We start from the raw sequence: 22,448 nt of genomic DNA on the forward strand, positions 1-22,448 counted from the left end.
TGCTGCTCCTTCGGTTCCACGAGGGACGTCTTCCCCAACGACCTGGCGAACCCGACGGATGCTGCATGAAGTTATTTGTTGCTTGCGTGTCTATTGTGCCTTGTGGGACCCATGTTGCGCTAGTGTATGTTGCCGATCAGTTGTACTTAAATATCACAGCGTCGGAAAGCGCTGGCCAGACGTCCAGCGCCCACGTGCCGAAAGCACGGTCGGTAAGAACCACCAAAGCCACGTCCGCTACCGGATCCACCCAGATATAGCCGCCGGACTGCCCGAAGTGGCCGAATGTGCGCACCGAGTTGCGCGCGCCCGTCCAGTGCGGCGTTTTCGAATCCCTGACCTCGAACCCAAGCCCCCAGTCGTTGGGTCGCTGGACACCGTATCCGGGCAGTACCCCATCGAGACCCGCGAACTGCACCGCGGTCGCTTCAGCGTGCATTTGTGACGAGACCGTACGGGGACGCAGCAGGTCGGCCGCGAAGGACGCAAGGTCGGCGACCGTCGATGTCGCCCCATAGCCGGCGGCAGCGCTACCACCATGAAGCGAACTTGCCGACATGCCGAGCGGCTCGAAGACCGCTTCATCTAGGTAGCGGCCGAACTCGATCTCCGACGCATCCTGAACGGTCTCGGCCAGCACCGTGAAACCGTAGTTGGAATAAATCCGGCGAGCACCGGGCGCCGCCAGCACATGATCTTCATGCATCGCCAGACCCGAGGCGTGTGCCAACAGGTGGCGAACCGTCGAACCTGGCGGGCCCGCCGGGTCGTCGAGATCGACGACGCCTTCCTCGACAGCGATCTGAACGGCACGGGCTACCAGAGGTTTAGTCACCGACGCCAGACCAAAGACCTGGTTGATGTCGCCGTGGCTGGACACCACACCAGTGGGTCCGACCACCGCGGCGGCAGCGGCAGAGACCGGCCAGTCAGCAACAGCGTCGAGCGGGACCATCAGCTAGAGCTCGTCACTTCCTGGCTATGTAGTAGTAGTTCAACACGTCCGATTCGACCTCGGCCACGGACACGCCCTCAAACCCGGCATCGGCAAGCATCGACGTAGCCAACTGCCTGCCCCACACCGCCCCCAGCCCGGCGCCTTCGAGCGCCAGCGACACGGTCATGCAATGCATCATCGAGACCATGTAGAGGTAGGTGCGCAGCGGGACGCCGACATTGTCTTCTACTCGGCTCGATGCTTTGACGTCGACCATCAACAAGACACCGCCCGGGCGCAGCGCGCGGTAGATGTTTTCGAGCACCCGCGCCGGCTGAGCCTGATCGTGGATCGCGTCGAACACGGTAATGACGTCATAGCATGCGGCCTTCTCCATCGCAGCTAAGTCGTGGCGCTCGAAGACCGCGTTTTGCAGGCCGAGACGAGCTGCCTCATCAGAGCCGGCGGCGATGGCCTCTTCGGAAAAGTCGAGTCCGGTGAACCGGCTAGCCGGAAATGCCCGCGCCATCAGGTTGATCGCGTGACCGCTGCCGCAACCGAAATCCGCGACATCGGCCCCAGACAGCAAAAGATCCGGAAGCCCGTCGACCAACGGCAACACCACATCGATTAGCGCTGCGTCGAACACCCCACCACTTAGCTCGGCCATCACCGTGTGGAAACGTGGAAATTCGCTGTAGGGCAGCCCGCCACCTGCGCCAAAACACCCGATAATCTTCTGCTCAACCTCGCCGAGCATCGGAATGAGCGTGGCCACGACAGCCAGGTTGTCGGGCCCAGCCGCGCGAGTGAGCACCGCCGCGCGCTGAGCAGGCAACGAGTAGTTGCCGGTCTGGGCGTCATATTCGACAATGCGCCCGGCAGCCATCCCGCCGAGCCACTCTCGGACGTAGCGTTCGTTGAGGCCGGCCGCCTGCGCAATCTGGCTGCTGGTGGACGGCGCAAGCCCGGCCATCGCGTCCAGCAGGCCGGTCTGGTGGCCCACACTGACCAGGATTGCCAGACCTGCGCTGTCGATGGTTGCGACCATGCGCTTGCTGAATTCTTCGGTGGTCTCACGTGCGGTCATGCTCAGCGACGCTACACGGGCGCGGCAACGGTGCAGCCGAGTCTGCCAACGGCACCTGGCAATTCGGGGCCCGAACGTTCGCGACCTCGCCGCACAACAGGCGCTGCTGGCACGAGCGAGACGGGGCCTGAGTCGCACGCCAAGGCGGACAGTAGGTTGGAAGCCATGAGTCAGACAGTGCGCGGCGTCATTTCGCGAAAGAAGGGTGAACCTGTCGAGTTGACCGACATTGTCGTGCCGGACCCTGGTCCCGGCGAAGCCGTCGTCGACGTCACCGCCTGCGGGGTGTGCCACACCGACCTGACCTACCGCGAGGGCGGCATCAACGACGAGTACCCCTTCCTGCTCGGCCACGAAGCTGCCGGCACTGTCGAAGCTGTTGGACCTGGGGTGACCGCGGTTGAGCCCGGTGATTTTGTGATCCTGAACTGGCGCGCCGTGTGTGGCCAATGTCGAGCCTGTAAACGCGGCAGGCCCAACTTCTGTTTCGACACCTTCAATGCCGAGCAGAAGATGACACTCACCGACGGCACCGAACTAACGCCCGCCCTGGGCATCGGGGCGTTTGCCGACAAGACTCTCGTCCACTCGGGCCAGTGCACCAAGGTGGATCCCGCGGCCGATCCGGCCGTCGCCGGCCTGCTGGGCTGCGGAGTGATGGCAGGCCTGGGTGCCGCGGTCAACACCGGCGCGGTAGGCCGCGATGACAGCGTCGCGGTAATCGGCTGCGGCGGCGTGGGAGATGCCGCCATCGCCGGTGCAGCGTTGGTCGGTGCAAAGCAGATCATCGCGGTCGACACCGACAGCGCGAAGTTGGATTTGGCCCGTAAGTTCGGCGCCACCCACACCATAAACGCCCGCGAAGTCGACGTCGTCCAGTCCATCGTGGAGCTAACCGGAGGCTTCGGCGCCGATGTCGTCATCGATGCCGTCGGTCGGCCCGAAACATGGAAGCAGGCCTTCTACGCCCGCGATCTAGCCGGAACCGTCGTGCTAGTGGGCGTGCCTACACCCGATATGCGACTCGACATGCCACTCGTGGATTTCTTCTCCCACGGCGGCGCGCTGAAGTCGTCTTGGTACGGCGATTGTCTGCCGGAACGCGACTTCCCCACTTTGATCGACCTGTATCTGCAGGGCCGGCTCCCGCTGGAGACGTTCGTGTCGGAAAAGATCGGCATAGACGACGTCGAGGAGGCATTCCACAGAATGCATGGCGGCAAGGTGCTGCGCTCGGTGGTGATGTTGTAGTGGCACCCGTCGAGCGCCCCATTCAGCGAGTCGTGACCCACGGCACGTTCGAACTTGATGGCGGCAGTTGGGAAGTCGACAACAACATCTGGCTAGTCGGCGACGACGTCGATGTTGTGGTCTTCGACGCCGCTCACGAAGCAGCGCCCATCCTGGCAGCCGTCGCCGGACGCAACGTGATCGCTGTGGTGTGCACACACGGCCACAACGATCACGTCACGGTGGCGCCCGAGCTAAGCCGGGAGCTCGACGCGCCGGTGCTGCTGCACCCTGCCGATGACGCGTTGTGGCGAATGACCCACCCGGACGTCGACTTTCGCTTCGTGGCCGACGGAGATACATTGCAGGTCGCGGGCACCGAGTTGCGGGCCTTGCACACCCCGGGCCACTCCCCCGGATCTGTTTGTTGGTACGGGCCCGAACTGGGTCCACAAAAAGGTGTCGTGTTCAGCGGAGATACCCTGTTCTCCGGTGGGCCGGGCGCGACCGGGCGTTCGTTCTCCGATTTCCCGACCATTCTGCAGTCGATTTCAGGACGACTTGGCACGCTGCCCGGCGAGACCATTGTCCATACCGGACACGGTGACAGCACGACGATCGGCGAGGAGATCGTCCACTACGAAGAGTGGGTCGCACGCGGGCACTAAGACCCCCGGAACGACCTCACTATAGGTTTAAGCCGGCCCAGCCTCCCTCGGTCGTCGCGTGAAGCCAACGCCGCGCCAGCACAGCACGCAAGAGCGAGAGCACGCGGAACCAAACCAACCACCACCTGACCGGCGCGAGGAAACCACGCACCGGTAGCGTGCCCAGAACCAATGCCGCAACTCAACCAAGCACGCCCTGCCGACGGGATCGCGAATACCAGACCGACCGATCGAGATACCGCTCGGATTCGCCGACGGCGAGCAAACGAGCACACTAAAAAGAAATAGGTACACCTCGGTCTCGCCGACCCGGAAAAAGGAGCAGTACCCATGGCCAACGATCTCGTCGCCAGGGTGCTGGGCCTGTCCGAGACGCTCACAATCGCCATCGCGCCCCACAGCGCGCTGGGGTCCGACTGGGCTGTCGCGCCCAATGCCGCGCGCCCAATTTCGACCGAGGCCGCGTTGGCCAACAATATCCAGCATGGGACGGCCCGCCAACACCCCGCGACAGGTTCCCAACCGACTCAACGACGTCAGCTTGCCGAAGACGAACTGACATGAAACCCAACGTTGCGCCGCCGGAGTCAAGCGTTGTCGTCCGGCCCGAACCGATGGAAAGCGCCACCTACACGCAATCCTCGCGTTTGCACGCCGCCGGATTGACACCAGCCATCGCGCTGTTCGCAGAGGCCGCCGGGGAGATACCGCTGCCCGAGCCTCCGCAGCCGATCGTCGTCGCCGACTATGGTGCGGCAAACGGACACAATTCACTGAAACCGATTTCGGCGGCGATCGAGGTGCTTCGCCGGCGGACCGGCCAAGATCACGCAATCCTGTTGACCCACACCGATGTACCGGAGAACGACTTCACCGCGCTATTCCGAACCCTGGCCGATGATCCGGACAGCTACCTGCACCGGGACTCTGCGAGTTTCGCCTCCGCCATCGGCCGCTCCTTCTACACCCAGATCCTGCCGTCCAACACGGTCAACCTCGGCTGGACATCGTGGGCGATCCAATGGCTAAGTCGCGTTCCCGCGACGATTCCCGATCACATCCACGTTGCCTACAGCGATGATAAGGAAGCCCGTGCGGCTTACGCGCACCAGGCTGCCATCGACTGGCAGGATTTTCTGGCCTTCCGAGGACGAGAGCTATGTCCCGATGGACGGCTGGTCGTGCTGACGACGGCCATCGACGAGGACGGCGAGTTCGGCTACCAGCCGTTGCTCGATACTCTTCTCGCGGCGCTGCAAGATCAGGTAGGCGATGGCCTGCTTGACCGAAAGGAACTGCAGCGCATGGCAATTCCAAGCTTTTCCCGCAGCGAAGGAGATTTCCGCGCGGCGTTCGCGCCACGGGGACACTTCGAAGGTCTGACGATCGAACATCTCGAGGTGTTTAACGCCGAGGACAGGTTCTGGGCCCGATTCCAGGCAGGCGGAGACGCCGAGGCCTTCGGCGCGGAATGGTCGGCATTCGCGCGAGCCGCGGTCTTTCCGACCTTGTCAGCCGCGCTAGAAGGTGGAGTCAACGACCCACGCGCCACCGAATTCATTCAGCAACTGGAGGCCGCGGTCGCGCAGCGGTTGACCAACGCCCCTGAGCCGATGCGAATTCCACTGGCCTCGATTGTGCTGGCAAAGCGGGCAGCTCGGTAACCGGCACATCGAGGCCAGCTGGACTAGCCGGAGTAGGGCGGATCCGGCAAACCAGTCGCACGGGTATAGACCGACCCACCACGCCGCACCACAATGATAAGAATCAGTAGTGTCGCAGCTCCTTTAGCCGCGCGTTCGCAGCACGTCAAGACACGCATCACCGCATCAAGCCCTCAACGGCTTCTCCAAGACTAAGCTCGCCGATATCACCCCCTTCAAGGGCGAAGCGGGGCAAAGGAGGATCCGCATGAGCCTCACGACGGGTTTGGCTATTCGAAAGAACGGGGCGGTACCGCCAGAGGTTTCATTAGCCGATATTGACGTGGGGTCGCTGGGCTTCTGGCAACTCCACGAAAGCTATCGAGACGGTGCTTTCGCCACCTTACGACGGGAAGCGCCGATCTCATTCTGGCCCGCGATCGAGCTGCCCGGATTCACCGCAGACAACGGGCACTGGGCACTTACCAGGCGCGATGACGTGTTGTACGCGAGCCGACATCCAGAAATCTTCAGCTCCAGCCCCAACATCACGATCAACGACCAGACGCCGCAGATATCGGAATACTTCGGTTCGATGATCGTCCTCGACGATCCGCGGCATCAGCGCTTGCGCTCGATCGTCAGCAGGGCCTTCACCCCGAAAGTGGTGGCCCGCATCGAGGCGTCAGTCCGGGAGCGCGCCCACCGCCTGGTCACCTCCATGATTGCCAATCATCCCGATAAAGAAGCCGATCTGGTCAGCGAACTCGCCGGACCGCTGCCGTTGCAGGTCATCTGCGACATGATGGGGATTCCCGACGAAGACCAGCAACGGATTTTCCACTGGACTAACGTGATTCTGGGATTCGGCGATCCGGATCTGGCAACCGACTTCGAGGAGTTTCTCCAGGTTTCGATCGACATCGGCGCCTACGCCAAAGCGCTTGCCGAAGACCGCCGCCTAGCGCAACGCCACGATCTGACATCGAGCCTGGTCGAAGCCGAGGTCGACGGCGAGCGGCTCTCTTCGTCGGAGGTCGCATCATTCTTCATCTTGCTGGTAGTGGCTGGCAACGAGACAACACGCAACGCCATCAGCCACGGTGTTCTGGCACTGTCCCGCTACCCAGAGCAGCGAGAAAGATGGTGGTCCGCGTTCCACGAACTGGCCCCCACCGCGGTGGAGGAAATCGTGCGATGGGCCTCTCCAGTGGTCTACATGCGACGCACCCTCACCCGCGATATCCAATTGAGCGGAACCAAGATGGCCGCTGGTGACAAAGTCTCGCTGTGGTACAACTCAGCAAACCGCGACGAGTCGATCTTCGCCGACCCATGGACCTTCGACGTGTCACGCAACCCCAATCCGCATATCGGCTTCGGCGGCGGCGGTGCCCATTTCTGCCTGGGCGCGAACCTGGCACGCCGCGAGATCCGCGTGATGTTCGAAGAACTGCACCGCGAGATACCTGACATCACCGCTACCGAAGAGCCCGCTCGGCTGGTTTCGCAATTCATCCATGGAATCAAGAGGATGCCCGTCACCTGGTGTCGCTGACAGTTCGGATGCTGGTCCACCGGGCTGGCCGCTTTGTCCTGCAAATAGCTAGCCGGCTGTCCAGCGTAGGCGGTCGCGCTGCGCAACAGCGCCCGAATGCACCGTCGAGTTCTGGTAAATCGTTGCTCATCAGGGAAAAACCGGCGGACTGCCGAGTAAAATCCCCCGATAGCCAACGCTTTCCAGGAGGCTGACATGGCGGTCAGACACCATCGTGTGCTGTGTGCCCTGACCACGACAATCCTGCTGACCGGCTGTACGGCTAACAACGCCGACGCCGGCGCTGCCTCACCTGCCGCGCCGCCAACAATGCCGGCCGCAACGGCTGCGACCGATTCACCGCAGCCCACTACCCCAACATCGCGGACTCAGAAGTGGATTGACCTCCAGGTCGGCGATTGTGTGGCTGACCTTCCACCGGCCGATCTCAGCCGCATCACCGTCACTACCACCGATTGTGAGACCACACATTTGGCCGAGGTATACCTGCGAGCTCCAGTACCCGTGGATTCCGCCATCGCCACCGTCGCCAATCGGGAATGCGCCGCGGGGTTTAGGCCCTACACTGGCCATCCCGTTGCCGGCAGCCATTACTCGGTGACCTATTTCATTGACTCACATCAAGACAGAACCGGCGCCGACCCCACCCCGAGCATTGTCATCTGTCTGCTCCAAGCCACCAACGGTCAACGTCTGACCCGATCTGCGCACCGCTAGCCGTATCCCAGAGTAAGCCGAGTCGCGCGGCTGGGTCGCGTCTCATCGCTGGTGTAAATGGTCACGGGCGTAGGTTCCGTCGCAACCGACGAAAGCTATGAAGGAGGGGCTACGCCCGTGACCAAGCGAGTATCGCCGATTGAGCGTGTGCGTGTTGAGATGGATCAGTTGTTCGCCGCGACCGAGCGGCCGTTGACCGAGATTTTGGAGGAGGTCGGGCGGTTATCGGTGCGTCTGGTGTTTCAGGTCGCCGTGGAGGCCGAGGTAGAAGCAGTGTTGGGCCGAGCCCGTCACCAGCGTCGGGTTCAGGACGGCCCGGGCGGGTACCGCAATGGGTATCAACCGCCGGCGACGGTGAAGACCACGATGGGCTCGGTCGAATTATGCCGCCCGAAACTACGCGACACCGACGAGCGGTTCTGTTCGCGGCTATTCGGTGCCGGGGTGACGCGCACCCACGCTCTGGAGGCGTTGGTGATTTCGGGATGGGTGCGCGGTTTGTCGGATCGCGACATCGAGGCCGCGTTGGCCGAGGTGCTGGGCTCGCAGGCGGCGTTGTCGCGCTCGACGGTGAGCCGGATTTGTGCGGCCATCAAAGACGAGTTCGCTGCGTGGTCGTCTCGACGCCTTGATGAGCTGGTGTTGGACTACCTGTTCTTGGATGCCTCGAACTTTCGGATGCATCCCAACGCCCCGGCCGAGCCGGTGCTGGCCGCCTGGGGCATCTGCACCGACGGCAAGCCCCTGTTTATTGGGCTGGCCCCAGCCGCAGCGGAGTCGGCTGATGCGTGGGCCGACTTCTTGGCTGACCTGAGGAACCGGGGACTACGCCCGCCGCTACTGGGCATCTCCGACGGGGCGCCGGGCCTGATCGCCGCATGGGAGACCACGTTTCCGGCAAGCCTGCGTCAGCGGTGTCTGATCCATCGCTGCCGTAACGTCATCGCCAAGACACCTGTCGCGGTCCAGGACGAGATCAAAGCCGCGTTCTGGTCGATCTTCGATGACATTGACCAGCCACCCGGCCAGCAGGCCGTGGATGAAGCCACCCGCCGCGCCGAGGAGTTCACCACCACATACCGCGGGCTCTACCCAGCCGCGGTCGCTTGCCTGGCCAACGACTTCGCCTCGCTGAGCGTGCATTTGCGCTTCCCCCGCCAACACTGGACACGCATCCGCCATTCCAACCTCATCGAACGCACCTTCGGAGAATCCCGTCGCCGGGTCAAGGTCATCGGCCGCCTACCCGGCGAAACCAGCTGTCTGTCGCTGGTATGGGCCGTCCTCGACCGCGCCAGCCGCGGCTGGCGCGGAGTCACCCAAACATCAGCGACCAGCCGCCACCTCCAAGAACTACGCCACCAACTGCTCGAGCCACCCCGCCCACTGCATCCCCCCACCACAACAACCACGACCGACACCACCGCCGCGTAACATGACCACCAGGAACATGCGCCCAGCGTTTTTACACCAGTCCTAAGACGCCACCCGCGGCTGCGACGGGGCCAGCTTGACTGGAGTCCAACATTCGTTCAGGCAGGTACCGGACTGCACAAATTGGTGCTGAGTATTGAAGCTGAGCCGGCCCTGGGCTAAGGCGAGTTTGGTTAAAATCGGTCGACGCGGAGACAACTGCACCCGAGACGCCTGCGAGGTCGCCACGTGGCCGATGACACCGACGGCATCACCTCGTGCGGCAATGAGCGCCACGCTGGCCATGTGCCCGAGTCTGATCCCGACTACCGATTTACCCTAGCGAACGAACGTACGTTTCTGGCCTGGCAGCGAACTGCGCTGGGTCTGCTCGCCGCATCGGTTGCCTTAGTACAGCTTGTCCCACAGCTGGCAATACCCGGTGCACGCCAGGTGCTGGGGGCACTACTCGCCGTGCTGGCAACGCTCACCAGCGGGATGGGGTTGCTGCGCTGGCAGCAGGCCGATCGCGCCATGCGCCGCGGCCTGCCGCTGCCCCGACACCCCACGCCGGGATACCTCGCCTTGGGCCTCAGCCTTGTCGGCCTGATTGCGTTGGGCTTGGTGATCGCCAAGACGGTGACCGGTTGAGTTACCCCACTGCAGCTGGCGATCGGCCGGACCGCGGCCTACAAGCCGAACGGACGATGTTGGCCTGGACCCGGACATCGTTCGCGTTGCTGGTCAATGGCGCGTTGCTGACCCTCAAAGACATGGGCGGCGCACCCGAGCTGAGTGCCTTGGCACCGGTCGTGCTAGCCACCTTTGCCGCGTCGTGCACCTACGTGATCGCCCTACAGCGCCAGCGAACACTCGCGCTACGCCCGTTGCCGCCACAAATCACTCCGCGGCGCCAGGTGTACCTCGTCGGGATATCGGTGCTGGTGCTCATGACGGTGACCGCATTTGCCGAACTGCTCTAGAAGTACCCTCATTGCAGCTCACTCATCTCGATGAGAATTCGCGTGCCGCAGGTTTTCGGCCAGTTCCCGAACTTCGAATCGGAGGTCATCGATCTGAGCGGCCGTCGCGGCGCGGTTCGCGGAATCTGTTTCGGCGACCCGCTGAACTATCCAAGACGCTAGCGACGCCGTGACGATACCGATGAGACTGATCCCACCAATCATCAGCAACACCGCGATTACCCGCCCAGTCACCGTTACCGGATACAGGTCGCCGTAGCCGACGGTGGTGACGGTGGTGATGGCCCACCAAACGGAATTACCGAACGAGTTGATGGTGGCACCCGGCTGGTCGCGTTCCTGGTTGAGGATCGCCAGCGAGGTGACATAGATCAGCAAGGTGACGCCTGAAACTGTGTATATGAGAATGCGGCCTCGAACGGCGCTCCCAACAGCCTTCTGCAGCGCTCCGATAAGGACAAGCAATCGCAGCAACCGCAGCGGCCGCATCAGCGGAAGCGCAACGATGAGCAGGTCAAACAGATGACTGACAAACCATTGCCAACGGTTGGACGCCAGAACCAAGCGAACAAAATAATCGATGACGAACATGCCCCAGGCCACCCAGCTTGCCGTCCAAAGGATGTGCGCGTCGCGTCCCTGCGGCCGGCCGAGAATTTCTACCGAATACAGCGCCAGAAAAACCAGCGCGACCAATGCGAGTGGCCACTCGGTACGCTTCTGCCAGATCTCTTCTTTCGATGGCTTGGTCATGTTTCTCCGACTACATCACTTCGCTAGGTATCCACTGCACGGGAGCGCCGCTTCAGCGCAGGCTCGCCAACGGCGAATGCGAGGATATTCGCCACTGCATCATCCCAATCCTATTTTTTGGTGACCGTTCTCGGCCACACGCCGGTATCGCCGTGTGCCGCTCAGCCCAGGAACCTCGCGGTTCGACCGCTACTAGGCAGGGCGGAACTGATCAGCAAGGGTATCGCTGAGCTCCGGATCGGCCAGAATGACCAAATCATCGCCGACCATCAATTCGGTGTCGGACCGCACCGGCACCAATCCGCTGGAGCGGACCACAATGCTTACCCAGATGTCACCGATGCTCTCGGCGAGGTCCTCGATCGTCGACCCTTCCGCGGCTGAACCAGACCCCACGGTGAGCCGGTGGGCACCGTCTGGCTCGTCGCGCAACCGAACACCGACGGCCCACGGCTCCGGGGCGATAGTGCGCATCGGTAGCCGTAGCAGTCGCGCAAGAAGCGGGACCGAACTAGCCTGCACAAGAACGGAGAAGATAACGACAACAATCACGATTCCGTATAGCCGTTCGGCCTGCGGGATGTGTGCAGCACGCAAGAACTCGCCAAGCAAAATCGGCACCGCGCCCTTTAGACCGGCGACCACAATAAACGCTCGTTCATTGTGTTCTAGACGGACTGGGAGCAAACAAGCCCCCACCCCCAGGGGCCGCACTACCAATGCCAGGGCAACCGCGAGCACGACACCAGGCACCCACACGTCGGGATGGGTAAGAATGGGCAGGTCAACAGTCAAGCCCAAGAAAGCGAAAGCGATGATTTCGACTAACCCAGCCAATGCGGAATGGAACCGCTGCACCTCAGGCTTATAGGGGGCGTTGGCGTCGCCAATGATGATGCCGGCAACAAAAACAGCCAGAAATCCCGAACCATGTGCCAACGCGGCGATGCTGTACAGCATCAGGCTGGCAGCCAACGTCCGAAGCGGGTACAAGGCTTCGCTGGGCAGCGGCACGCGGCGGATGAACACAAGCAACGCACCGCCGCCGACTGCGCCGACCGCCGCGCCGATGAGCATTTGCTGCACGAAGTAAGATCCCACGCTGGCGAACCCCGCTGCGCTCAAACCGCCAGCCTTGAGCAGACCGGCCATCAATGAGATACCGACAGGATCGTTGGCGCCCGACTCACCTTCCAAGATGGTGCCGCTGCGGCCGGTAATCTCGCGTTTGCCCAAAACAGAGAAGACCACGGCGGGATCTGTGGGAGCCACCGCGGTGGCGACCAGCAACGCAAGGTACCAATCGAGCCCGCACACAAAATGCAATAGCAGTGCCGCACCTCCGGCGGTCAGAAAAGTGCCCAATACTCCGACCGACACGATAGGAACAGCCGCCGCCCGGAACCGCGACCAACCGATATGCATGCCGCCGTCGAACAACACCACCACCAGCGCGACGGTGATCACCCGCTCTACGGTCTGCTCCGAGGGAGGAGGCAAGACCGGAAGCGTGTTCACCGCGACAGCGGCACCGACCAAAACCAGCAACGGGACGGGAATCTTCACCCGCTCGGTGAGGCGGTTTGCCAGCACCGCAACCATGCCGACAGCACTCGCCATCAAAATAATCACGGCAAAAAGGCTCGTATCGGTCACAACAGCACCGACCAGCGATCAACCAAGGCCACACCCGTCCCCGCGCCTGCCCCTCCCCGCGGGAACACGACAGGACCATTAATTTAGACAGCAATTGACAGCTATTATGACGATACGACCCCGCCGCCGTGTTGCCACCTGGGTTCAGACTCCCTCGAGGTGATTAGCACACCTCTGATTGCGGTTGCCGACCCTGGTCAAATTGGGTGAACTCGCCACGGACAATCAATCGCTGGAGCGGATCTGTCTCCGGCCTCCCGCTGACCCCACAACACACTCCGGAGTGCGTGGCCGCCCAGGAATCGCCCCGGGGCGGCACTCCACGTCGGATTCGTGCCGCGCCCGACAGCGCCACCGCGGGCAACGCCGGCGAAGGGTTTTCACCTCATCGCCGCTGCCGCACGTGTTCGTTTGTCCGCGACTCTGACGTCAATAAAGCTTCCCGGGAGATCGGTTTCTGCGACATGTGCGCCAGCAGAAACCGTTGCCGCCGTCTTTCGCAGCTTTCCGATGTGGGGCCTACATATTTCGGCGGCGCTCTTGCGGTCCACATATCTGCCAGCCCAAAATGACAGGCCGAATTACTCGCAGCGCGCTTTTGTTCACCCTTGGTTCATCTGCCGCTGCCCACTTTGCCGTAGCCTGCTGACCCGGGTCGCCAACACTCGTCGGCGCACCGGCAGACCAGCGGAAAACACCACAGGGACGGGCATTTCGTGGCCAACAGACTTCCGGAATTCACAGAGTCAGCACCGGTGCGCACCAGCTTCCTCGGGCCGGACAGGCAATGGCATCTCTCATTTGGTTCGCTGCTGGCGGGAGCGTTTCTGCTTTTCTCCTGGTGGGCCTTCAACCACGTAGGCTCCAACGCGAACAAGGTGATCCTGCTCCTCGCCATCATTGTGGGGATGTTCATGGCGTTCAATGTCGGCGGAAACGACGTCGCTAATTCCTTCGGCACCAGCGTCGGCGCGGGCACGCTGACCATGAAGCAGGCGCTGTTGGTCGCAGCCATCTTTGAGGTCAGCGGAGCGATGATCGCCGGCGGCGACGTCACCGAAACGATTCGCAGTGGCATCGTCGACCTATCCGGAGTGGCAGTCGATCCAAACGATTTCATGAACATCATGATGTCGGCGTTGTTGGCAGCCGCACTGTGGCTGCTGTTCGCCAACCGCATGGGATATCCGGTGTCGACCACCCACTCGATCGTGGGCGGCATCGTCGGCTCGGCGATCACTTTGGGGATTGTGGGCGGACAGGGCGGCGCCGCCTTCAGCATGGTCCAGTGGGATCAGATTGGCCAAATAGCGGTTTCGTGGGTGCTGTCGCCGGTGCTGGGCGGACTGGTCGCCTACATCCTCTATGGCGCCGTCAAACGACACATCCTGCTGTACAACGAAGAGGCAGAACAACGGCTGTTGGAAATCAAGAAAGAGCGGATGGCGCATCGCCAACGCCATAAGGCCGCGTTTGAACGGCTCAACGAAATCCAGCAGATCGCGTATACCGGAGCCCTTGCTCGCGATGCGGTCGCGGCAAACCGCAGGGACTTCGATCCAGACGAACTTGAGTCCGAGTACTACCGCGAACTGCAGGCGATTGATGCCAAGAAGTCGTCCGTCGACGCGTTCCGCGCTCTGCAGAACTGGGTTCCGCTTGTCGCGGCTGGTGGATCCATGATCATCGCCGCAATGCTGTTGTTCAAAGGGTTCAAGCACATGCACTTGGGCCTGACCACGATGAACAACTACTTCATCATGAGCATGGTCGGCGCCGCAGTGTGGATGGCCACCTTCATCTTTGCCAAAACCCTTCGGGGTGAATCACTGTCACGATCGACATTCTTGATGTTCAGCTGGATGCAGGTCTTCACCGCATCCGGGTTCGCGTTCAGCCACGGTAGCAACGACATCGCCAACGCCATCGGCCCGTTCGCGGCAATCCTCGATGCACTGCGCACCGACTCCATCCAAGGCAGCGCGGCGGTTCCAGCGGCGGCCATGCTCACGTTCGGTGTTGCGCTGTGCGCTGGACTCTGGTTTATCGGACGCAAAGTAATCACCACCGTGGGGCACAACCTCACCACAATGCACCCGGCCTCAGGCTTCTCTGCTGAATTGTCGGCGGCCGCGGTTGTCATGGGCGCCACCGTCTTGGGCTTGCCGGTGTCTAGCACGCACATTCTGATCGGCGCCGTCCTCGGCGTCGGCATGGTCAACCGGGCCACCAACTGGGGCCTGATGAAGCCGATTGCGCTGGCCTGGATCATCACTCTGCCTTCGGCGGCACTTCTGGGCGCAATCGGTCTTGTCGCACTGCAAACAATCTTCTAAAACGAAATCGACTCTGGCAGAGTCTATCGCCACTGCAAAAACATACTATACTAGATGTTATGGTAGCTATGACCGCTGTCGCACCCGGCATCACCGACGCTTTAATTAGTCGGCTGGCGGATCGTGCACAAGAGGCCGAGGCACTGCGGCGGCTACCCGCCGCCACCGTCTCCGAACTCAGCGAGTCCGGGTTTACCGACCTACTTAGACCGGCCCGCTACAACGGTCACGAAGCAGATTTCCGCGCGATCTTCGATCCGGTGCGACGCATGGCCCACGGCTGTGCGTCCACCGCTTGGACCGCCGCGTTCTACGCGCTGCACAACTGGATGCTGGCGCTATTCGGCGAGCAGGCACAGAACGAGGGATTCGCATCGCGGCCTTTCCTCGCGTCAGCCCCGTTGGCGCCGACCGGACGTGGCACGTTGGTCGACGACGGTGTTCGACTAAGTGGGCGCTGGTCGTGGGCCACCGGTGTCATGGATGGCAACTGGGCCATCGTCGGCGCACTCTGCGGCTCCAATGACGCCACATACCCCGCACTTGCACTGCTGCCTGCCGACGACACCGCAATCGTGGATGTGTGGCAAACCGACGGCATGCGGGCCACCGGGTCTAATGACATCGTCATCGAGGATGTCTTCGTTCCCGCACACCGGCTGGTCAAGGTCAGCGACATTTACGCCGGCACCGCGCCAGGCGCGCGCCTGCACGACGCCGCTGTCTACCGCTGGCCGATGGTGCCCGCCCTGGCCCTGGTAGCCGCCATGCCCGCGCTCGGCGCGGCCGAGTGTGTCGCCGAAATATTCACCGAACGGCTCTCCGAACGGGTCCTCGCCTACGAAGGCGGCATGCAAAAAGACAAGCCCGCAGCACAAGCGCGACTAGGCGAGGCGCGCGTGCGGCTGCGCGCACTACATGGACTGCTCGACGACACCGTCGGGCGGATCGACGAGGTGCTGGCGACCGGAGACATCGTCGCACGTCCGCTCCGCTCCGACGCTCGGCTAGCAGCCGCACATATCGTGCGTGAATCACGCGGTGTCATCGGCAGCCTCCTCGAGTCGTCCGGAGCCAGCGCACACTTCCTGAGCAGTCCCCTACAGCGAGCCAAACGCGACGTCGACGTGATCAGCGGTCATGTAGTTTTCGACTACGACGTCAGCCGAGAGCTCGCAGGCGCGTTAGCGATCGGACTAAAGATTTCGCCGATCGCCATGGTGTGACAACTACCGACTGCCGCCGCGGTGGTGCCGGTCAAATCACCTCCAGCACAGAGCCGTGTCCACTATCGCGCCTTCGTGTTGTTTCTCCTGGTGTCAGAGAGCTGCCAGCTGTGCGATCAGCTCGATCGCACGGTCACGGCCGTGCGATCCGCGCCAAGGGCCCGAAGCCGGCGTAGAGCGGCGCAGCATCCACTTTCACTTTCGCCGTGAACGTGCACACCGGGGTGGTGTCGTAGTCCACCAATCCGGAGTAGTCAGTGACGATGGTCGTGGCCCCCGCCGCCAGTGCCGTGAACATCCAGATCTCGGCACCGGGGGCCCCAGCGCGGCCGGAGACCGATCGTTGGTACTCGTGGCGGGTTTGCCGCAGGATCTTCCGATCGCCGATCTTGGTTTGCGCGGCCCACCGATAAGGCGTGGTGCGATTCGAGCCGAGGACCACCTTGAGTGTGTCACCCACAACCAGCGTGACGTTGCGTCCGACGGTGCTCCGCTTCAGCACATCGTCCATGGAGACCTCGATGGTCATGTTCGCGACGTCGTCACCGGTCGAACAGCCCACGGCGCCCACCACGGCCGACAAGACAAGCATGGTGGCGGCCAGCAAGTACCTGATCTTCATCGGAGCTACTCTCTACGCTGGGATTAAGCCCACGTATGCACGATAATCGTCGCGAATGAAATTTTGTGTGTGCAAAGCACGCACGGGTAACCGCGGGCCGATTCATCCGTGGTGTGAGATTCGGCGGACGCTCCTTGCGCCGAATATTCATAACCAGCTAACTCTGCCGGTCATCTGCGACTCCTGGGTGCACCGCACTACCGGCGGTCACACATCAGGCCTAGCCGCAAAATGCGTGCCGCGGTGTCTTGTCCGCAGGCGGGTGACGCCCGCGGGCAACCACATTTTCGATAAAGCAGAAAGGCCGTACGGCAAGATGGCCTGGTGTTCGGACTTGTCGTCATCGTTGCGCTCGTCGCGGCCGTTATTGTGGGGACGATCCTGGGACACCGCTATCGGGTAGGTCCCCCTGTCTTGCTGATCCTGCTCGGCGCCCTTCTGGGCCTGATCCCAAGTTTCGGCAACGTTGAGATCGATGGCGAGATCGTACTGCTGTTGTTTCTGCCGGCAATCCTCTACTGGGAGGGCATGAACACCAGCTTTCGCGAAATCCGCTGGAACCTCCGCATTATCGTCATGTTCAGCATCGGCCTGGTAATTGCCACCGCAGTAGTGGTGTCGTGGACGGCACGCGCGCTGGGCATGGAATCGCACGCGGCGGCGGTGCTTGGTGCGGTGCTGTCCCCCACTGATGCCGCGGCCGTGGCCGGCCTGGCGAAACGACTTCCGCGCCGTTCCCTTACCGTCCTACGCGGCGAAAGCCTTATCAACGACGGCACCGCGCTCGTCCTGTTCGCCGTAACCGTGTCGGCGGCGGCCGGCGGCGCGGAGATGGGCTTGGCCGCCTTGACAGGACGGTTCATCGGCTCCTATGCCGGCGGTATCGCGGCCGGCCTGCTGGTCGGAGGATTGGTAACGCTACTACGCCGCAGAATCGACGCGCCCCTCGAAGAAGGCGCCCTGAGCCTGCTGACTCCGTTCGCAGCCTTCTTGCTGGCTGAAACCTTCGACGGCAGCGGGGTCGTCGCGGTGCTGGTGTCCGCGCTCGTGCTCAGCTACGTCGGGCCTCGCGTCATCCGGGCTCGTTCCCGCCTGCAGGCGTACGCATTCTGGGACTTCGCGACATTCCTGATTAACGGCTCGCTGTGGGTGTTCGTCGGCGTACAAATCCCAGGAGCGGTGGAGCACATCTCGGGCGCGGCCGGGGGACTTCGCAGCGCCACGTTTCTGGGCTTGGCCGTCACCGGCGTCGTCATCACAACAAGGATCGCCTGGGTCGAAATCACCACCGTGTTGGGTCATGCCATGGATCGGTGCTTGAAAAAGCCAACCCGTCGGGTTGACTTTCGCCAGCGATTTGTTACCAGCTGGGCGGGATTCCGCGGTGCGGTGTCACTTGCCGCAGCCCTGGCTGTACCACAAATTACTGAAAGCGGCTCCCCCTTCCCCGACCGCAACCTGATCATCTTCGTCGTGTCTGTCGTCATCATCGTCACCGTTCTACTCCAAGGGAGCACACTGCCCGCTGTCGTACGGTGGGCTCGGATGCCCGACGATGTTCTCCACGCCGATGAATTGCAGTTTGCCCGGATGCGCAGTGCTGAAGCCGCCTTGGATGCGCTGCCGACGGTCGCCGGCCAGCTCGGAGTCAGTCCGAGTCTCCTGGGCCGACTGCAAAAGGAATACCAGGAACACGCTGCGCTCATCGCGCACAGCGCCGACGATTCGGCACCGACCGATCTGGAAAGACGTACCGATCTCACCCGGCGGGTGCGTCTTGGCGTACTCGAACACCAGCGCCGGGCCGTAACGGCGTTGCGCAACCACAACCAGATCGACGACATTGTGCTACGCGAACTACAGATGGAAATGGACCTCGAGGAAGTGCAGCTTCTCGAATCCGCCGACACCGAGTGAGGACATCAGGCCGGCCCGGATCGGCGACACCGGAATAGGAAACACGTGCAGATATGAACAGCACAACCGTGAAACTCGCGATAGCCACACCCGTGGTGACCATGCCGCCCGAGATCAGTGCTGACTGGGAGAAAACCGCTTCAATCGGCGACATTGCCACAATCGCCGAAACCGCGGACCGCCTCGGCTACCATCATCTGACCTGCAGCGAGCACGTGGCGCTGCCGGCGAGCCAGCAACAGCGCCGCGGAACCCGGTACTGGGATCCGCTGGCAACGTTGAGCTATCTAGCCGCGCGTACACGACAGATCAGGTTGGCGACCAATGTGTTGGTGCTGCCGTATCACCATCCCCTCGAAATCGCCAAGCGGTACGGCACACTGGACGCCATCAGCAACGGCCGGCTCATCCTCGGTGTAGGCGTCGGATCTCTCAAAGAAGAATTCGCGCTCCTGAGCGCTTCATTCGAAGATCGCGGACCACGCGCCGACGACGCACTGCGGGCACTTCGCGCCGCCCTGTCGGTGCCCGAGCCCACCTACCACGGCGAGTATTATTCGTTCAGCGGCATGGTCGTCGATCCCTGCGCCGTCCAAGATCGCGTTCCCATCTGGGTCGGTGGGCGCACCCTGCGATCGTTGCGGCGCGCCGTCGCCCTGGCCGATGGGTGGTCTCCCTTCAGCGTGAGCCTGCGGCAAGCCCGCGACTGGTTGAGCCGCTTTGAGATTCGGCCGGAATTCGAAGTGGTTCTCGCGCCCCCGGAGCCCTTAGATCCGATCAACGAGCCGCAACGCACCCGCGACGTCCTCGCCGATACCGCTGCCCACGGGGCCACAACGATTAGCGTCGCATTCAGGCACACGTCTTTGCAGCACTATCTGGAGAACCTCGCGGCCCTCGCCGAGCTTCATCGCATGTGATCCGGTGCAACGAGTACGAACTAAGTGAAGATCGGGCGGCTATCGCGCCCCGACCTGACCCGCCCGATGTTTCTGTGCACGACGAACCCAGCCGAGATCCAACCCGCCAATCACTGGACTGACCCAAAATATGTCATCGATGGTTAGGCTCGTTGGTGCCAGCACGGCGTCGTCTCGAAAATGGCAGGAAGGTGAGCCGGTGAAAGCCCATGCACGTTCCCCCTATCTGATCACCGCCGCAGAGCTGGCCCTGCATATCCAGGCAGGCGATCCGATCTCGATCTTGGATGTGCGGTGGCAGTTAGGTGTTCCCGATGGTCGACCGGCCTACCTCGACGGCCATCTGCCGGGAGCGGCTGCGTCCAGATGCCGGTGTAAAAGGCAGGGCCAGTTTCGCTCCGCTGTTAGCATACGGGCGTCTGGTTCGGCGGCAGGTCGATTCGCGGGTTGGGGGTTGTACGGGCCGGTCGTGGTTCGTGCGCCGGCGATGTTTGGGCTATGAGGGCGCTGGTGGTTGTTTCTGCGTGGTCGAGGTGGCGACCGCAGGCGATTCGGGACGCTGACCAGTGGCGCGACGCGATGCCGCGGTGATGAGGGTGCGCTGCCAGTCGGGTGGGACCGCAGCGAAGATTCCGCGGTCGATAGTGGCCAGCGCCTGTGCAGCGACCTCGGCGGGGTCGATGCCGTCGGTGGACATGCCTGTCGAGACCAGGGCGGGGCAGATCATGCTCACGCCGATCGGCGTGTCGGCCAGTGCCAGCGCGGTGTGTTCGGCCACGGCCACGACGGCGTGCTTGGAGGGTCCGTAAGCGCCGCCGCTGGGAAAGGTCAGCACCCCAGCCAATGAGCCGGTGATCAGGATGTGCGCGGGCTGGTTCGCGGCCAGCAGTCTGGGTACGAACGCACGCAAGCCGTTGACAACGCCACCGACGTTGACCGCGAACACCCTGTTCCAGTCAGGAGCGGCCACTTCCCACGGAGCACCAAAGCTCCTACCGGTGATTCCGGCGTTCAGGCACACGACCCGGGCGTCGCCGGCGGCTTCAGCGAGCGATTCGACCGCATCCGGCATGGCAACGTCAGTGGGAACCGCTTGTGCCCCCAGTGACTGCGAAACTTCGCTCAATGTGACGGTGTCGATGTCGGCGAGCACGAGGTTGGCTCCACGGTCGGCCAGTGCATGCGCCAACGCGCGCCCGATGCCACTAGCTGCGCCGGTCACCACCGCTGTCATCCCATTCAGATCCACATTGTGCAGGCTATCGACCACGGCCACGCCGCCGTGGCAAACGGTTTCCCTCACCTCCCCTTACTGGGACCGGGTGGGCGTCGTCACGCGTGCGTGCGCCTCGCTACGCCGTGGCGGAGACGGGATCTGCCTGGCCGGTAGGTGCTTGACTTTGAGGCGGTCGCAGTTGGCGGGGTGAGTCGAGCAGGGATCGGCGTAGGTCTTGCAGCAGTCGGGTGCCGACCGGTGTCATGGTGAGGCCGCGCCAACCGGCCGAGGCGCGGTCGAGCACGGCCCACACCAGGCTGATGGCGCTGGTCTCGCCGGGGAATCGGCCAATGACCTTGGTCCGTCGCTTAGTTTCTCCAAAGGAGCGCTCAATGAAATTTGAGTGCCGAACGCGGCCATGGTGTTCAACCGGAAACCGCAGATAGGCGGTCAGCCCTGCTTTGTCGGTGAGCAGGATCCGCATAGCCGCCGGGTAGAGGTCGGAGTATTTAGCGGCGAACGCCTCGATCCGCTTGTCGACGATCTCAACCAGCTGCGGTCCCGGCTCGATACCCAGGCCGGTGGTATCAAAAATCGCCCAGTATCCGTCACGGACCTCGACTTGCATCCCGGTGGGGATCTTCGCAAGCACGTTGCGAAGGCGATGAATAAGACATCTCTGGCGCAACGCTTTTGGGTAGATTTGTTCGATGGCTGCGATCAGTCCCTTGGCGCCGTCAGAGACGATCAGCAGCGGAGTGGCAAGACCGCGTTCGCGCAGGTCGGTCAGGAAGTCGGACCACGCGTCGGTGGACTCTCCGGTCCCGGGTGACAATCCGACGAACACGGGTTTGCCCTCGGTGGTGACGCCCCAGGCGGCGAGCACAGGCTCGGCCGGCGACCCGGGATGCATCCGAAAGAAACTGGCGTCCAAAAACAGGTAGTCCAGAGCGATCTCACCGAGTGGGCGACGAGCCCACGCCTGGTATTCGGCCCGGATCGCCTTACAGACTTCCGAAACCGCGGACTTGGAGATCGCCGCCTGATCGCCGAGCGCTTCAGCGAGGGTGGCCTTGACATCCCGGACGGACAGGCCGCGGATGAACGAGGCGATCACCAGCGTTTCCAGGGCGTTGGTTTTCGTCACATGCTTACCGAACAGCCGAGAGGCGAACGCTTGCATGGTGCCACGCAGTTTCGGCCGCTCCAAGGTGACCGCACCTGTGGTGGTCTTGATGGTCACCGGCCGATATCCGTTGCGCGAACCGCCGTTAGCGTCGGCACAGGCGGCGGTACGTTGGTAGCGTTCACGACCGAGGAACTCGGTGACCTCAGCCTCCAGGGCCGCCTGCATCAGTAGCTGGGCGCCGAGGCGGGCGATTTCTTCAAGGATTTCAGGCAGTTCCCGATCCTCGGCGAACAGGGCGTCGATTTTGGTGCGGATACGGTCGGTCGCTGATACGCGGACAGGCACGGGCGTGACTCCTTCTTCGCAGACTTGCAGGTCGTGAAGCGGAACCTACGCGCGTGCTCCCTATTTACACCGGATCCCGGACACGACCG

General features: G+C 62.6%; 20 protein-coding genes and 1 pseudogene. 14 read left to right on the forward strand and 7 right to left on the reverse strand.

The features are described 5' to 3' along the window. Positions 1-136: 136 nt before the first annotated feature. Together ACO07W_RS00760 and ACO07W_RS00765 are read right to left on the reverse strand one after the other, a co-directional pair. Complete coding sequence (locus tag ACO07W_RS00760) at positions 137-955, reverse strand: serine hydrolase domain-containing protein (RefSeq protein ID WP_421840107.1); 819 nt, start codon at positions 953-955, stop codon at positions 137-139. Between the two features lie 13 nt (positions 956-968). Then, a complete protein-coding gene (locus ACO07W_RS00765) occupies positions 969-2,027 on the reverse strand; it encodes a class I SAM-dependent methyltransferase (protein WP_421840108.1) in 1,059 nt (352 codons plus the stop codon). A 165-nt stretch (positions 2,028-2,192) separates the two neighbouring features. On the opposite strand from ACO07W_RS00765, the gene ACO07W_RS00770 reads away from it, so the two are divergent. The 9 genes from ACO07W_RS00770 (at position 2,193) to ACO07W_RS00810 (ending at position 10,239) form a co-directional block, all read left to right on the forward strand. Continuing rightward, positions 2,193-3,278 (forward strand): S-(hydroxymethyl)mycothiol dehydrogenase, encoded by a 1,086-nt coding sequence (locus ACO07W_RS00770; protein ID WP_421840109.1) that lies wholly within the window; start codon positions 2,193-2,195, stop codon positions 3,276-3,278. Positions 3,279-3,298: 20 nt separating this feature from the next. Then, positions 3,299-3,925: an MBL fold metallo-hydrolase gene (locus tag ACO07W_RS00775; protein ID WP_421845738.1), complete on the forward strand. Its 627-nt coding sequence runs from the start codon at positions 3,299-3,301 to the stop codon at positions 3,923-3,925. A 330-nt stretch (positions 3,926-4,255) separates the two neighbouring features. Continuing rightward, complete coding sequence (locus tag ACO07W_RS00780; RefSeq protein WP_421840110.1) at positions 4,256-4,489, forward strand: hypothetical protein; 234 nt, start codon at positions 4,256-4,258, stop codon at positions 4,487-4,489. After that, positions 4,486-5,589, forward strand: a complete 1,104-nt coding sequence (locus tag ACO07W_RS00785) for an SAM-dependent methyltransferase (RefSeq protein WP_421840111.1) — start codon at positions 4,486-4,488, stop codon at positions 5,587-5,589. The genes ACO07W_RS00780 and ACO07W_RS00785 overlap by 4 nt, the downstream gene beginning before the upstream one ends. A gap of 247 nt (positions 5,590-5,836) precedes the next feature. Then, positions 5,837-7,126: a cytochrome P450 gene (locus ACO07W_RS00790; RefSeq protein WP_421840112.1), complete on the forward strand. Its 1,290-nt coding sequence runs from the start codon at positions 5,837-5,839 to the stop codon at positions 7,124-7,126. Between the two features lie 195 nt (positions 7,127-7,321). Next, the gene (locus tag ACO07W_RS00795) at positions 7,322-7,843 is read left to right on the forward strand and encodes a hypothetical protein (RefSeq protein ID WP_421840113.1); all 522 of its coding nucleotides are present in this window, start codon (positions 7,322-7,324) and stop codon (positions 7,841-7,843) included. A gap of 159 nt (positions 7,844-8,002) precedes the next feature. Continuing rightward, complete coding sequence (locus ACO07W_RS00800; RefSeq protein ID WP_421840071.1) at positions 8,003-9,277, forward strand: IS256 family transposase; 1,275 nt, start codon at positions 8,003-8,005, stop codon at positions 9,275-9,277. Between the two features lie 285 nt (positions 9,278-9,562). After that, positions 9,563-9,907: a YidH family protein gene (locus ACO07W_RS00805; RefSeq protein ID WP_421845739.1), complete on the forward strand. Its 345-nt coding sequence runs from the start codon at positions 9,563-9,565 to the stop codon at positions 9,905-9,907. Next, the gene (locus tag ACO07W_RS00810) at positions 9,904-10,239 is read left to right on the forward strand and encodes a DUF202 domain-containing protein (protein WP_421840114.1); all 336 of its coding nucleotides are present in this window, start codon (positions 9,904-9,906) and stop codon (positions 10,237-10,239) included. The genes ACO07W_RS00805 and ACO07W_RS00810 overlap by 4 nt, the downstream gene beginning before the upstream one ends. 18 nt (positions 10,240-10,257) lie before the next feature. On the opposite strand, the gene ACO07W_RS00815 is transcribed toward ACO07W_RS00810, so the two are convergent. Both ACO07W_RS00815 and ACO07W_RS00820 read right to left on the reverse strand, forming a co-directional pair. Then, positions 10,258-10,992 carry a potassium channel family protein gene (locus ACO07W_RS00815; protein WP_421840115.1) on the reverse strand — a complete coding sequence of 245 codons (735 nt, stop codon included), beginning with the start codon at positions 10,990-10,992 and terminating at the stop codon, positions 10,258-10,260. A 192-nt stretch (positions 10,993-11,184) separates the two neighbouring features. After that, complete coding sequence (locus ACO07W_RS00820; RefSeq protein ID WP_421840116.1) at positions 11,185-12,648, reverse strand: cation:proton antiporter; 1,464 nt, start codon at positions 12,646-12,648, stop codon at positions 11,185-11,187. A 716-nt stretch (positions 12,649-13,364) separates the two neighbouring features. On the opposite strand from ACO07W_RS00820, the gene ACO07W_RS00825 reads away from it, so the two are divergent. Both ACO07W_RS00825 and ACO07W_RS00830 read left to right on the forward strand, forming a co-directional pair. Next, positions 13,365-14,984 carry an inorganic phosphate transporter gene (locus tag ACO07W_RS00825; protein ID WP_421840117.1) on the forward strand — a complete coding sequence of 540 codons (1,620 nt, stop codon included), beginning with the start codon at positions 13,365-13,367 and terminating at the stop codon, positions 14,982-14,984. Positions 14,985-15,052: 68 nt separating this feature from the next. After that, entirely contained in the window at positions 15,053-16,210 is a 1,158-nt protein-coding gene (locus ACO07W_RS00830) for an acyl-CoA dehydrogenase family protein (RefSeq protein WP_421845740.1), read from the forward strand. 133 nt (positions 16,211-16,343) lie between these two features. Here ACO07W_RS00830 and ACO07W_RS00835 read toward each other — a convergent pair whose 3' ends face one another. Beyond that, positions 16,344-16,832 carry a protease inhibitor I42 family protein gene (locus ACO07W_RS00835; protein ID WP_421840118.1) on the reverse strand — a complete coding sequence of 163 codons (489 nt, stop codon included), beginning with the start codon at positions 16,830-16,832 and terminating at the stop codon, positions 16,344-16,346. Positions 16,833-17,156: 324 nt separating this feature from the next. On the opposite strand from ACO07W_RS00835, the gene ACO07W_RS00840 reads away from it, so the two are divergent. The 3 genes and pseudogenes from ACO07W_RS00840 to ACO07W_RS00850 all read left to right on the forward strand — a co-directional run. After that, positions 17,157-18,749, forward strand: a complete 1,593-nt coding sequence (locus ACO07W_RS00840; RefSeq protein ID WP_421840119.1) for a Na+/H+ antiporter — start codon at positions 17,157-17,159, stop codon at positions 18,747-18,749. 53 nt (positions 18,750-18,802) lie between these two features. Then, positions 18,803-19,669 (forward strand): LLM class F420-dependent oxidoreductase, encoded by an 867-nt coding sequence (locus ACO07W_RS00845; RefSeq protein WP_421840120.1) that lies wholly within the window; start codon positions 18,803-18,805, stop codon positions 19,667-19,669. Between the two features lie 199 nt (positions 19,670-19,868). Then, positions 19,869-20,024: pseudogene (locus ACO07W_RS00850) on the forward strand (sulfurtransferase); the annotation flags it as partial. Between the two features lie 141 nt (positions 20,025-20,165). On the opposite strand, the gene ACO07W_RS00855 reads toward ACO07W_RS00850, so the two are convergent. Both ACO07W_RS00855 and ACO07W_RS00860 read right to left on the reverse strand, forming a co-directional pair. Beyond that, the gene (locus ACO07W_RS00855; protein WP_421839996.1) at positions 20,166-20,972 is read right to left on the reverse strand and encodes an SDR family NAD(P)-dependent oxidoreductase; all 807 of its coding nucleotides are present in this window, start codon (positions 20,970-20,972) and stop codon (positions 20,166-20,168) included. Between the two features lie 49 nt (positions 20,973-21,021). Further along, positions 21,022-22,359 (reverse strand): IS256 family transposase, encoded by a 1,338-nt coding sequence (locus tag ACO07W_RS00860; RefSeq protein ID WP_421840121.1) that lies wholly within the window; start codon positions 22,357-22,359, stop codon positions 21,022-21,024. Positions 22,360-22,448 lie beyond the last annotated feature (89 nt).

Source organism: Mycobacterium sp., assembly GCF_965230835.1.
GTDB lineage: Bacteria > Actinomycetota > Actinomycetes > Mycobacteriales > Mycobacteriaceae > Mycobacterium.